This is a genomic window from Vibrio sp. V43_P6S15P86 (genome assembly GCF_009904725.1).
Classification (GTDB): Bacteria; Pseudomonadota; Gammaproteobacteria; order Enterobacterales; family Vibrionaceae; genus Vibrio; species Vibrio diabolicus.
Genome location: NZ_WXWT01000488.1, coordinates 1 through 13493 on the forward strand (window position 1 = coordinate 1; position 13493 = coordinate 13493).

General features: G+C 44.4%; 9 protein-coding genes. 5 read left to right on the forward strand and 4 right to left on the reverse strand.

Translation table 11 applies throughout. The features are described from left to right. Window positions 1-181: 181 nt before the first annotated feature. The 3 genes from nrdA (at window position 182) to yfaE (ending at window position 3960) form a co-directional block, all read left to right on the forward strand. A complete protein-coding gene (gene nrdA / locus CAG69_RS21940) occupies window positions 182-2464 on the forward strand; it encodes a class 1a ribonucleoside-diphosphate reductase subunit alpha (protein ID WP_005394788.1) in 2283 nt (760 codons plus the stop codon). Window positions 2465-2545: 81 nt separating this feature from the next. Next, window positions 2546-3679: a class Ia ribonucleoside-diphosphate reductase subunit beta gene (gene nrdB, locus CAG69_RS21945; protein WP_005376818.1), complete on the forward strand. Its 1134-nt coding sequence runs from the start codon at window positions 2546-2548 to the stop codon at window positions 3677-3679. Then, window positions 3679-3960: a class I ribonucleotide reductase maintenance protein YfaE gene (yfaE, locus tag CAG69_RS21950; RefSeq protein ID WP_005376817.1), complete on the forward strand. Its 282-nt coding sequence runs from the start codon at window positions 3679-3681 to the stop codon at window positions 3958-3960. Before nrdB ends, yfaE begins: the two co-directional genes overlap by 1 nt. Before the next feature lie 95 nt (window positions 3961-4055). Here yfaE and CAG69_RS21955 read toward each other — a convergent pair whose 3' ends face one another. Next, entirely contained in the window at window positions 4056-5288 is a 1233-nt protein-coding gene (locus tag CAG69_RS21955) for a CinA family nicotinamide mononucleotide deamidase-related protein (RefSeq protein WP_161446215.1), read from the reverse strand. Window positions 5289-5481: 193 nt separating this feature from the next. On the opposite strand from CAG69_RS21955, the gene CAG69_RS21960 reads away from it, so the two are divergent. Beyond that, window positions 5482-6384, forward strand: a complete 903-nt coding sequence (locus CAG69_RS21960) for a DUF3943 domain-containing protein (protein WP_031780425.1) — start codon at window positions 5482-5484, stop codon at window positions 6382-6384. Between the two features lie 226 nt (window positions 6385-6610). Continuing rightward, window positions 6611-7123: a glycine cleavage system protein R gene (locus CAG69_RS21965; protein ID WP_161446217.1), complete on the forward strand. Its 513-nt coding sequence runs from the start codon at window positions 6611-6613 to the stop codon at window positions 7121-7123. A gap of 78 nt (window positions 7124-7201) precedes the next feature. Here CAG69_RS21965 and nspC read toward each other — a convergent pair whose 3' ends face one another. The 3 genes from nspC to CAG69_RS21980 all read right to left on the reverse strand — a co-directional run bounded on the left by nspC (window position 7202) and on the right by CAG69_RS21980 (window position 12578). Further along, a complete protein-coding gene (gene nspC, locus CAG69_RS21970) occupies window positions 7202-8335 on the reverse strand; it encodes a carboxynorspermidine decarboxylase (protein ID WP_161446219.1) in 1134 nt (377 codons plus the stop codon). A 103-nt stretch (window positions 8336-8438) separates the two neighbouring features. Next, a complete protein-coding gene (locus CAG69_RS21975; protein ID WP_012841628.1) occupies window positions 8439-9683 on the reverse strand; it encodes a carboxynorspermidine synthase in 1245 nt (414 codons plus the stop codon). 18 nt (window positions 9684-9701) lie between these two features. Next, complete coding sequence (locus CAG69_RS21980; protein WP_161446222.1) at window positions 9702-12578, reverse strand: pyridoxal phosphate-dependent class III aminotransferase; 2877 nt, start codon at window positions 12576-12578, stop codon at window positions 9702-9704. Between the last annotated feature and the right edge of the window lie 915 nt (window positions 12579-13493).

Below are 13493 nucleotides of genomic sequence, written 5' to 3' on the forward strand. Positions count from 1 at the left end.
TGATAAATCAGTGTAATAGCACTATCTTGTAACCCGCAAACAAATGAACCCCTATATGTTGTGTTTAAGCGACAATATATAGATAGACTTTGATCACAAAGCCGCCGCAAGCTTTACTCATATTGCACATAAACAAACAAAAATACGGCTTTTATCAGTTTTCTTAGGGAAATAAAGCAGAATGAACCAACAACTTACCGTCACCAAGCGTGATGGCCGTAAAGAAAGTATCGATCTGGATAAAATCCACCGCGTTATCACTTGGGCTGCAGAAGGTCTAGATAATGTTTCGGTTTCTCAAGTAGAACTTCGCGCTCACATCCAGTTTTACGACGGCATCACAACGACAGATATTCACGAGACAATCATCAAGTCTGCGGCAGACCTGATCTCTGAAGAGACTCCGGATTACCAATACCTAGCTGCTCGCCTAGCGGTATTCCATCTGCGTAAAAAAGCGTATGGCCAATACGAGCCACCAACGCTTTATGATCACGTGTCTCGCCTCGTCGATATGGGTAAGTACGATCAACATATTCTAGAAGACTACACAAAAGCAGAACTCGACGAACTTGATGCGTACATCGACCATAAACGCGACCTAAACTTCTCATACGCGGCAGTTAAGCAGCTAGAGGGCAAGTACTTCGTACAAAACCGTGTAACGGGCCAAATTTACGAAAGTGCTCAGTTCTTATATATCCTTGTAGCAGCGTGCCTATTTGCGAAATATCCAAAAGCAACGCGTCTTGATTACATCAAGCGTTTCTACGATGCGACATCGACATTTAAGATTTCTCTACCTACGCCAATTATGTCTGGCGTGCGTACCCCTACTCGCCAGTTCAGCTCATGTGTTCTGATTGAGTGTGGCGACAGTCTTGATTCTATCAACGCAACAGCAAGCTCGATTGTTCGTTACGTATCTCAGCGCGCTGGTATTGGTATCAACGCTGGTCGTATCCGTGCATTAGGTTCAGAGATTCGCGGTGGTGAAGCATTCCACACTGGCTGTATCCCGTTCTACAAATACTTCCAAACCGCAGTAAAATGTTGTTCGCAAGGTGGTGTTCGTGGTGGCGCAGCGACTGTATTCTACCCAATGTGGCACGGCGAAGCTCGCTCTCTAATGGTGCTTAAAAACAACCGTGGTGTTGAAGAGAACCGTGTTCGTCACATGGACTACGGTGTTCAGTTAAACAAACTGATGTACCAACGTTTAGTTGAGGGTGGCAACATCACACTATTCTCACCTTCAGACGTACCGGGTCTATACGACGCATTCTTCGAAAACCAAGAAGAGTTTGAGCGTCTATACGTGAAGTACGAGAACGATCCTTCAATCAAGAAAGAAACGGTTAAAGCGATTGAAATGTTCACTCTGCTAATGCAAGAGCGTGCATCAACAGGTCGTATCTACATTCAGAACGTGGACCACTGTAATACTCACAGCCCATTCGATTCTGAAGTAGCGCCAGTTCGTCAATCGAACCTATGTCTAGAAATCGCACTGCCAACGAAGCCATTAACTAACGTTGAAGATGACTCGGGCGAGATCGCACTATGTACGCTTTCTGCCTTCAACCTTGGTGCTATCAAGTCTCTAGATGATTTCGAAGAGCTATCTGATCTTGTTGTTCGTGCGCTAGATGCACTGCTTGATTATCAAGATTACCCTCTACCAGCGGCATACAAATCGACGATGAACCGTCGTACGCTAGGTGTTGGTGTGATCAACTTCGCTTATTACTTAGCGAAACATGGCGTGAAATACTCTGACGGTAGCGCAAATGGCCTGACTCACCGTACGTTCGAAGCAATGCAGTACTACCTACTAAAAGCATCGGTAGAACTGGCGAAAGAGCAAGGAAAGTGCCCTTCATTCGACGAAACGAACTACGCGAAAGGCTTACTGCCGATTGATACGTACAAGAAAGATATCGACCTAATTTGTGACGAAGCGCTGCACTACGACTGGGACAGCCTACGTAAAGAAATTATGGAGCACGGCCTACGTAACTCAACACTGACTGCGCTAATGCCTTCTGAGACTTCTTCTCAGATTTCAAACGCAACTAACGGTATTGAGCCACCACGTGGTTATGTTTCAGTAAAAGCTTCGAAAGACGGTATTCTGAAGCAAGTTGTACCTGAGTTCACTGAACTTAAAGACAACTATGAACTGCTTTGGAACATCGGTTCGAACGACGGTTACCTACATCTTGTGGGTATTATGCAGAAGTTTGTTGACCAAGCTATCTCTGCTAATACTAACTACGATCCGTCACGCTACGAGACTGGCAAGGTACCAATGAAGAAACTACTTCAAGACCTGCTAACAGCGTACAAGTTTGGTGTGAAAACGCTTTACTACCATAACACTCGTGATGGCGCAAAAGATGAACAGAAAGACGCTGTTCAACCACAAGATGACGATTGTGCTGGCGGCGGTTGTAAGATTTAATCTACCCGCACCCAACACTCCGTAAAGACAGACTATCGATAACCTCCCCTTATGGGGAGGTTTAAAAGGAATTGAGGCATTATGGCTTACAGTACTTTTAACCAAAAAAAGAATGACCAGTTGAAGGAACCAATGTTCCTAGGTCAATCAGTAAACGTTGCACGCTACGACCAACAAAAGTTTGAGATTTTCGAAAAGCTTATCGAGAAACAACTTTCTTTCTTCTGGCGTCCAGAAGAGGTAGACGTATCTAGCGACCGTATCGATTACAACAAACTGCCAGATCACGAGAAGCACATCTTCATCTCTAACTTGAAGTACCAAACGCTTCTAGACTCTATCCAAGGTCGTAGCCCTAACGTGGCACTGCTGCCGCTTGTATCTCTGCCGGAACTAGAGACTTGGATTGAGACTTGGTCTTTCTCTGAAACGATTCACTCTCGTTCTTACACGCACATTATTCGTAACATCGTGAACGACCCTGCTGTGGTATTTGATGATATCGTTGAGAACGAGCACATCCTGAAGCGTGCAAAAGACATCGCGCACTACTACGACGATTTGATTCAAGCGACGAATGATTACCATCGCTACGGTGAAGGTGAGCATGTCCTTAACGGTGAAACGGTTAAGGTTAGTCTGTACGACCTTAAGAAGAAACTGTACATCTGTCTGATGTCTGTGAACGCTCTAGAAGCGATTCGTTTTTACGTAAGTTTCGCATGTTCTTTCGCTTTCGCAGAACGCGAACTAATGGAAGGTAACGCGAAAATCATCAAACTGATTGCACGTGATGAAGCGCTTCACCTGAACGGTACGCAACACATGATCAACCTGCTACGTAACGGTCAGGATGATTTCACTTTCATGCAAATCGCAGAAGAAGCAAAACAAGACTGTTTTGACCTATTCAAAGAAGCGGCTGAGCAAGAAAAAGAGTGGGCAGAGTATCTATTCAAAGATGGCTCGATGATCGGTCTAAACAAAGACATCCTAAGCCAATATGTTGAATACATCACCAACATCCGTATGCAAGCAGTAGGTCTACCTGCAGCTTATCCAGAAGCAACAACCAACCCAATCCCATGGATTAACGCTTGGTTGTCTTCAGATAATGTTCAAGTTGCGCCTCAAGAAGCGGAAATCTCTTCTTACCTTGTGGGTCAAATTGACAATGAAGTTCGCGCAGACGACTTCGAAGGATTCGAGCTGTAATGGCAACACTCAAAATCAACAAACTCATCAGTATTGAATCCAACCCTTCCAATACAATTTTGGAAACAATGGAGCAAGCTGGCTTACTACCAGAATACAACTGTCGTGATGGGCACTGTGGCGCTTGTCGCTGCAAGTTGGAATCTGGTGAAGTGGAGTATGTTGGTTTTGCCATGGCTTACACGCAAAGTGATGAGATATTACCTTGTATTTGTAAAGCAAAATCGGATTTGTCACTCAGTGGCGTTAACTACGCGATGAAAGAAAAGCAGCGCGCATAACGTGACTCGACGGTATAAAACGCAAAAGCCAAGGTGATTACCTTGGCTTTTTTGTATCTACGTGTTTTATCTCTCAGGCTGTTATAGGTCTCTGGTTATAAAGCACTACCTGGGAGATGCATCTCTTTAACTTTCTCTAAAAATGCATAATGTGCAAACATCGGTTTACGTTCTAGGTAACGACGCAACAAGTCTAGTGCTGCCGTGCTGATCACTTTAACTTGATCATTGCGCTGATACTTTTTCGAGAGTTTATATAACGCTCCCCACTCGCCTGACGGTGTCGATAAAGCGACGGAAAAAACACCCTCTTCAATATCGCCAGTGACGAGTGATAAATCCGTTCCACACTTCTCTCGCGTCGCTCCTGCCAGAGCAAACGTTTCTGCTAATGGGTCTCCGCTGTTGCTCATCGCTTGAGTCTGGCTTGGTAGTACCCAACCATGTCCAAGTTGCCTTTCAGCTTTTTCATCACTATTTAACCAATAAGTTAAGTAGCCCCCGCTACTTTTTTCGGAGATAGACACCGTTAGTCCTTTATCGACCAACAACTGGCCGACATTTTCAACCATAGGTAAATCAATACTAACGGTATTGCTTTCAAGATGCTTATTGATCATCTGTACCAACTTCAAACGCTGTTCAAGCTGGTCAGAAGGGCCAAAGAGTTTCACTTCAATAAAAGGTAAGTAAGAGCGATAACCAAGCTCATACCCTTGAGGAAGTTTTAGCTGATCAAGCTTGTCCGAGATGCCGGATTCGGAAAGGCCGAACGTATAGATTCGACTACAACATGAACCTTGCACCTCTGGAAAAGCTCTTCTCAGATCAGGCAAAATTTGCGTCTCTGCCATAAGCTTAAATTCACTTGGCACACCCGGCGTAAAATAAAAAATGGCATCATTAATCAGCATCTTGAAACCACAGGCCGTGCCTATCGGGTTATCCAGAATCTCAGCCGTTTCTGGTAGCATGGCTTGTTTTAAGTTACTGTCTGGCATTGGGATGCCACGTCGAGCATACAAACTTTCTAGATGCTGCAACCACTCTTTGAAAAGCACGAGTTTACACTCAGCAGCTCTCGCTGCGGCGGCCGCACTCATATCATCGGTCGTTGGCCCTAAACCACCATTCACGATCACCACGTCATTGTTGAAGCTCAACATTAAAAACTCTTCAACCAAGCTCGACAGGCTATCACCAACCGTTGAGCGCTTTGTTAAGCCAAATCCATGTTGATAAAACAGGCTAGATAACCATGCCGCATTAGTATCAACAATATCACCGTGGAGCACTTCCTCACCGGTACTAAGCATTGCTATTTTCACAACTGACTCCTGAACATAAGCACAATCCTATTATTCGTTATAGTGCTTATTTTTCTTTTTATTTGGACGAATCTCGACGAGATATATTGGGACTAAATAAGGATCAAGTATTTAAATGGTTGATGTTTTGAGGGATAATTGCGAGCCCGATCATCACACCATCAACTCGGAGACCTTTGTGTCAAAATCATCCATGTTCAAGAAAACTCTAACTGGCCTTTGCTTGACTTCGTCAGCGCTTGCGCACGCAAGTCAGTACGATATGACCAGTCATACGGAGTTTTCTTACACACCTGATTGCTTGTCAGGTTACTGCGAAACGACGACTCTGTACACCTTCGAGTCTCAAAATCGCGGTCTTATGTTTGAACAGAATAATGATGATTCATTAAATCTTGATGCAGGGCTTCAGCCTAAACATCTCATTATCCCTCAAGATAAAGACTGGGATTACCTCATGGGTCAAACATACACCATTCTTGGCCTGAGTATCGCAACCGTTGGTATGATGACTTTCCTTCCAGAAAGTATCACTAAATGGGACGAAGAAGACCGAGACATGAGTAAGCTGGGTCAAAAATGGAAAGATAATGTCTCTGATGGGCCTGTTTGGGATCGTGATGAACATGTCCTCAACTACATCATGCACCCTTATTTTGGCGGCGTTTACTACACAGCCGCACGCCACGCTGGCTATAACGAGTTTCAGTCATTCTTGTACTCCGCAACCATGTCAACGTTCTTTTGGGAGTACGGAGTAGAGGCATTTGCAGAAGTGCCATCTTGGCAGGATATTTTTATCACACCATTCTTTGGTGCTGTGGTTGGCGAAATGATGCTCACTGCTGAGCAAGATATTGTAGCAAACGGCGGCGAAGTCATGGGCTCTGAAACCGTCGGTGATGTATCACTCTTCTTCCTAAACCCTGTTGGGCATATCCATTATTGGGTAACCGATGCATGGGGCGGTAGTGCAGAACTACAATTTAATTCATCACCTTGGTTTGGTAATCAAGACGTCGCAAAATTCGCAATGGACGCAGGCGCCAACTACGATAGCCAATTTTACGGGGTCGAACTAAAAGTAACATTTTAGCCTTGACTTGAGTTGATACTCAGTAGAAAAGCAGCCTTATGATGGCTGCTTTTTTGTGCCCTAAACATCGTTTTAATTATTTGCTTCACGAATTAGTGTCAAAAATTGACTTTCATCAAACATAACCCTCTCCTAGCACCTACACTAAATAAAAGGATTTATTCCAATAACTTAAGTAGCACGTTTATTCGTACTGCGTCCAAACCTTATTCCAGGAGGGGACATTATGAACACCGTATTTATTGTTAATTTTGTCGGACAAGCGTCACCCGCAACCATCAAAGAACTCGCAGCAATTACTCATGAAAATGGCGGTAAATGGCTGATAAGCAAAGTAAACTTTATTGAAGATCAAGTTGCAGGTGTCATCAAAGTAGAACTTCCAAGAGAAAATTCCGACATCGTTAAAGAGGCGTTCTCTTCATGTCAAACTCTTGTGGTTAGGTTCGTTGACTCGGATCCTCACTCGCATCGTGAAGACACCATCTTTCAGCTTCGCTTAGATGCCAACGATAGAGCAGGTATTGTGAATGAAATTACTCACGTTCTCGATAATCAAGGCATTTCAATTCTAGATATGGATTGCCAACGCGTATTCATTGCAGGCGGCGGTGGGGTAAGCTCCAGCTTATTCAGCGCAAAAATGGCGATTAAATTGCCTAGCGAGCTAGAGATAGAGGACGTGGCTAATGAGTTAGAATCTCTGAGTGAAGACACTCGTGTAATTGTAGAAAGCTAACTGCACACCTTTAACACTTCCCCAATAAAAAAGAGCAGCAATTCAGCTGCTCTTTGTCGTTCTAATACTCAATACGTTTTATTTCACCGACCACTGAGATAGTGAACGTTTGAAATCAGAGTAGTCAAATTCATTCAGTTTTTGAATGTCACCATTCGAGCGTTCACAGTAAACCGAAGGCATACGTAGACCGTTAAACCAGTTCAGTTTCACCATGGTGTAACCTGCACTATCTAGAATGTGCAGACGCTGTCCGATCTCGAGAGGCTGTTCGAAGTTCTCCACGCAAAACTGGTCACCAGCTAAACAAGAGCACGATCCAATCACGTATTCATGTTCACCGTTTTCAGATGCTTCAAGAATTGACGCTGGCTCGTTGTAGATAAGCGTATCCAAACGGTGGGCTTCTGTTGCCGAATCGACAATCGCAGTCTTCTTTACATTCTCCACAATATCAACCACTGTTACGACAAGATCGGTTGTCTTAGTGATGATCGCTTCACCCGGCTCTAGATACATTTGTACGCCGTGTTTCTCTGAGAATGCTTTAAGCGCTAAACCCAACTTCTCGATGTCGTACCCCGGCCATGTGAAGAACACGCCGCCACCCATGCTTACCCAGTCCAGCTTATCTAGGTACTCGCCAAACTGCTCTGAAATAGCATCGAGTAAGCCGATAAACGCATCCACGTCTTTGTTCTCACAGTTCATGTGGAACATTACGCCATCAATACCATCAAAAATTTCCGGTTTGATGTGATCAGCCTGAACACCAAGACGAGAAAATTGACGAGCTGGGTTTGCTAAGTCTTGCCCTGCGTAGCTCACACCTGGGTTTAGTCGCAAGCCAATCGATGCTTTACCTTCGACAATATGACGATAAGCCGCTAGCTGTGACTGAGAGTTAAAGATCATCTTGTCACAGATGTCCGCCACGTCGCGAACGTCATCTTCGCTGTAACCCACACTGTATGCGTGTGTCTCACCACCGAACGTTTCGTAGCCAAGCTTCACTTCAAACGGGCCAGAGCTGGTTGTTCCGTCTAGGTAAGGCTTGATGATGTCGAATACACCCCATGTTGAGAAGCACTTCAGTGCTAATACAAGCTTCACACCAGAGATGTCTTTTAGCTGTTTTGCTTTCTCTAGGTTCTCAATCAGCTTGTCTTCATTGATCATGAAGTATGGCGTTTTTAGTTCGTTTTGTTGCATTTTGATACCTTACGTCCCTTCGCCTTAGCAAAGGCACTATAAAATCGAACAAAGCCGACGCAAGTGCATCGGCTTAAACGTACAAATAAGAGTCGCTAAATTCTTACTTCAATTTATGGATAACAGGTTGTCCTGGCTCCAGTTCTTGAACATGCCAATCTAGACCAATCGATGGCATGGTTTCTAGGAATGGGTCTGGATCTAGCTGCTCCATGTTGAACACGCCTTTGTCTGCCCATTTGCCACGGAAGAACTGCAAAGCAGCAGTGATCGCAGGTACGCCAGTGGTGTATGAGATAGCTTGGTGTTCAACATCTTCGTATGCGACTTCGTGATCTGCGTTGTTGTAAATAAATACACTGCGCTCTTTACCATCTTTCTTACCTTGTACCCAAGTACCGATACACGTTAAGCCTGTATAACCTGGTGCGAGAGATGTTGGGTCCGGCAGTAGCGCTTTCAATACGTGTAGAGGTTGGACTACCGTGCCGTCGTGCAGCGTCAGTGGGTCTGGGCTGAGTAGACCAATATCGCGCATTACGTTGAAATAGTTCAGGTAACGGTCACCGAACCCCATCCAAAACTCAATGCGTTTCGCCGGGATGAACTCTTGCATAGATCGAACTTCGTCGTGCGCCATTGAGTACACTTTATGTGAACCACAGTTCGGGAATTCAAACTCAAGCATACGTGAGTGACAAGGTACTTGTTTCCACTCGCCGTTTTCCCAGTAGAAGGAATCACCTTGAATCTCAAGCATGTTCGTTTCTGGGTCAAAGTTAGTTGCGAACTTCTTACCGTGGTCACCTGCGTTTACATCCATTACGTCGATAGTATCGATTTCATCGAACAGATGTTTCACCGCGTATGCAGCAAACACCGATACTACGCCCGGATCGAAACCGGCACCAAGAATACCTGTGATACCCGCCTCTTCAAACTTCTCACGGTAGCCCCACTGCCAATCGTAAGCTTGAGGTACTTGTTGGCCTTCAGAACACAAATCAACCGCAACAGATGTATCAAGGTATGACACTTTAGCTTGGTAACATGCTTCCATAATAGACATGTTCACCCAAGGAGGACCCGCGTTGATCACTAAGTCAGGCTGCACTTCTTTAATTAAAGCAACTAAAGAATCTACGTCGTCCGCATTTACCGCACGAGCTTCTAGTTTCTTAGTTGAATCTTTCAGATTGTTTTTCTTCTGAATCGATTCGATGATTTTCTCACACTTACCTACGGTACGTGATGCGATTGTGATATCACCCAGAACGTCGTTGTTTTGTGCTGCTTTATGTGCAACTACCCAGCCAACGCCGCCTGCACCAATCTGTAGAATTGCCATAGTTTTCCGTTACCTTTGTTAAACTAGCTCTGCCGCTAGCGTATTGATTTTTGAGAGCAAAGATTCAAAGTCCGCCGTCGTCAGACACGGGTTCAAAATCGTAAATTTCAATGCAGTTTTATCGTCAACAATGGTTTCACCCAATACCGCGATACCGCGTGTTAACGCTTCTAAGCGCAACGTTTTGTTCAGTTCGTCAAGATCCGCTGATTCATGTGTCGCGCGGAACAGAACCGTAGATAGTGATGGTTCAGCCAACAACTCAAAGTGTTTGTTATCTCGAATCATGTCCGCAACTTCCAGCGTCTGATCAAGCAAATGATCGTACATATCGCCTAGGGCTTTTGGCCCCACGCTTTGCATCGTCATAAACACTTTTAGCGCATCAAAACGCTTAGTTGTAGCAATAGACTTATCCACTAAGTTCGGCAGTTCGTCGTGTTCGCGGTTCAAATAGTCTGCATGATGAAGCAGGAATTTAAAGTTAGACTTGTCATTCACCAACAGCGCACCACAACTGATGGTTTGGTAAAATAACTTGTGGAAGTCTACGCTGATGGAGTTTGCACGCTCACAACCTTTCAGACGGGCTTTTTGGCTACTTAGAATCAGAGCTCCACCGTATGCACCGTCGACGTGCATCCACATGTCATGTTTCGCTGCCATATCGGCGATAAAGTCTAGGTCATCAATAGCACCGTGATCCGTTGTGCCCGCTGTGCCGACAATTGCAAATGGGATCAAACCTTCTGCTTTTGCCTGATTTAGAACTTCGTCTAACTTAGTGACATCCATCGTTCCATCGGCATTAGCATCGACGGTCATAACCGCTTTTTCACCCAATCCCATCCAAGACGCTGATTTTTGAACCGTGAAGTGGGATTTTTTCGAACATACAATACGCAGCTTGTCTGCGTATTCAGGAAGGCCAAGCTTTTGAATTGAGTGCGCACTGAGTTTGTCAGCAATCCAATCACGCGCAAGCATCAAACCCATTTGATTACTTTGCGTGCCGCCGCTCGTGAAGATACCGTCCGCTTTTTCACCTAACTCGTATTTATCGCATAGCCAGTTCACAACTTTCTGTTCAACATAAGTCGCTGATGAAGCTTGATCCCATGAGTCCATAGACTGGTTCAAAGCCGCAATCATTGCCTCTGCCGCAATCGCTGGCATCAAAGGTGGAGTATGCAGGTGAGCAATACAATCTGGATGTTGAGTAAAAATTGCGTTTTTCGCGACCAGCTCAGCAGCATCGTCGATAACGGTTTTAAGAGGCGCATTTCCATTATCAAGATCAACGTCGTGAATCGCTGCTTCCAATGCTTTTGGATCCATACCTGAATACGGTGCAGTCACTTGTTCAAACACTGACTTCATTGCCGTAGTAGTGTGATTCATCATCGAAGCAAATTCATTGCTGCCCATCTCTCCAGTGTGGATGAAATGCTTCTTCCATTCATCTTGTGGCTGAATTTCGATGTGACTACCGCCAGCGGCTAAAATCGCGTCTTCAAATACACGTAAAGCAAAGTCGATTTGCTCAAACGAGATGATAAGAGGAGGAAGGAAACGAATTACTGCGCCTTCGCGTCCACCTTTCTCAACGATCAAGCCACGCTCGAGTGCTGCGCGTTGAATAGAAAGTGTGAGTTCACTATCCGCTTGAGGTTCACCAAATTTATTGAGCTCACCGTTTGGAGTTTTAATCTCCACGCCTAGCATCAAACCTTTGCCACGAACCTCTGCGATACAGTTCACACGCTTTTGAATACTTTCAAGGCCGTAGCGCAAGTACTGACCCGCAATATTGGCATGCTCAACAAGATTATCACGTTGGATAATTTCTAATGCTTTCGCACCAGAGACCATGGCTAACTGATTGCCACGAAACGTACCAGTGTGTTCGCCCGGCTTCCAAGTATCATGCTGCTTGTTGATAACCAATAGCGACATTGGTAAGCCACCGCCAATAGCTTTTGATAAACACAGGATATCTGGAACAATGCCCGACTCTTCAAATGCGAAATTGTAGCCAGTTTTACCAACACCACACTGGATCTCATCGAAGATCAGTAAGATACCGTGTTCATCACAAATACGACGTAACTCTCGCAGCCAGAATGCTGGCGCAGGAACAACACCACCCTCACCTTGCACTGGCTCAACGATGATCGCAGCAGGCTTCATAATGCCCGATTCATCATCGTTTAAAAGACGATCGATATAGCGAATGCTTGCTTTCGCACCTTCATCACCGCCAAGTCCAAATGGACAACGCAAATTGTATGGGAAAGGCATAAAGTGCACGTCTGACATTAAACCAGTTCGACGCGCTTTCGTACCTAGGTTGCCCATCATGCCCATTGTGCCGTTAGTCATACCATGATATGCGCCACGAAAAGCAAACATGGTGTTACGACCAGTAGTCTGCTTTGCGAGTTTGATCGCGGCTTCAACTGCATCGGCTCCAGACGGACCACAAAATTGGATAACGCTGTTCTCACTTAACTCTTGAGGAAGAAAAGATTTAACAGATTGAATAAACGTCGTTTTTGCTGATGTTGCAATATCTAGCGTCTGATATGGCAGACCCGAATCTAATTGCTCTTTCAGAGCTTGGTTTATTTCAGGATGGTTATACCCCAAAGCTAGAGTGCCCGCCCCCGCAAGGCAGTCTAAAAAGATCTGTCCACGTGTATCTTCAACCAAGCAACCGAAGGCTTGTTTGATTGCGATTGGCAAGCGACGTGGATAAGAACGCACTTCAGATTCATGCTCAGCCTGATCAATCAATACTTGATCTGGCGTTAAGTCATACGTTCCCTCAACGATAGGAACCTGAGACGAAAAAATGTTTGCGATATTGCTATCGACTTCAAAGGCAGTGCTCATACTACATAATCCCTTGAATTATAATAATTCTATATCCTGTATTAATAATCATTGGAATGAAGTTACAGGAGGTGTGTATACCCCTCCGCATTTGTCAGTGCAAAATGACAAATACAGATCATCTGCCACGATACTCGTGACTTTATATGTAAAAGGGATTAATCAAGGTTCCGTAATGCACCCGTTTTGTAAAACAGGACATTTCGGCAGTATGAAGCTGATTAGTGTGTGTTTATTCAAAGGTTTCAATGTTGGGTTTCCCATTAATATGCCGCTTTTACAGCATTAGTATCCCGTCTATCGACAAAAGGCTTTGCCGATACCTACCCTACGCAGTGTCACAATCAGCTTGAATGGTCACTACGCGTATCCCCCAGAGATCAAACGTTGTTAATTACGCTCCGAGATTGCGCGCGAATTTATCACAAAATAAAATCTTCTGGCAACGATTTTTCATATTAGTAACAGTGACGCAAATCACAACAAAGTTCCCCCTAGTGATATTTGTACATTCATACTCATTTACAACGCTTTTCTTCTTTTCTCAAATACCTGTTATTTAAACAAATATCCTTACAATATCAGCGCCATGAACCAAAACGGTTTATGAACATACCACTCTTTAATCGTAGAACATTATTTTCAGTATCCAAGGCATTTAACAGAGCTAGTATTTACGTTACTGCTCAGCCTAAATCGATGAGTCTTTATTCACAGAACTTTGATTGACTAAACTTAAACTAGTCGGATAGGTATGGCCATGAAGTGACGTTGCTATGGCTAAAATTAACAAGGAGTTAAGTTAGTAAGCTGAAGGAGCTCAGTGCTTAAAGAAATACATCGCGAAGAAGAAATTTAAGATTTTAAGAAATACAAAAAAGGCCCAGCATTTTGATGCTGGGCCTTAAACCTGGA

Bases quoted from the DNA above. Each gene is read 5' to 3' on its own strand.
- nrdA (WP_005394788.1), top strand. From the start codon at position 182: ATGAACCAACAACTTACCGTCACCAAGCGTGATGGCCGTAAAGAAAGT.
- nrdB (WP_005376818.1), top strand. From the start codon at position 2,546: ATGGCTTACAGTACTTTTAACCAAAAAAAGAATGACCAGTTGAAGGAA.
- yfaE (WP_005376817.1), top strand. From the start codon at position 3,679: ATGGCAACACTCAAAATCAACAAACTCATCAGTATTGAATCCAACCCT.
- CAG69_RS21960 (WP_031780425.1), top strand. From the start codon at position 5,482: ATGTTCAAGAAAACTCTAACTGGCCTTTGCTTGACTTCGTCAGCGCTT.
- CAG69_RS21965 (WP_161446217.1), top strand. From the start codon at position 6,611: ATGAACACCGTATTTATTGTTAATTTTGTCGGACAAGCGTCACCCGCA.
- nspC (WP_161446219.1), bottom strand. From the start codon at position 8,335: ATGCAACAAAACGAACTAAAAACGCCATACTTCATGATCAATGAAGAC.
- CAG69_RS21975 (WP_012841628.1), bottom strand. From the start codon at position 9,683: ATGGCAATTCTACAGATTGGTGCAGGCGGCGTTGGCTGGGTAGTTGCA.
- CAG69_RS21980 (WP_161446222.1), bottom strand. From the start codon at position 12,578: ATGAGCACTGCCTTTGAAGTCGATAGCAATATCGCAAACATTTTTTCG.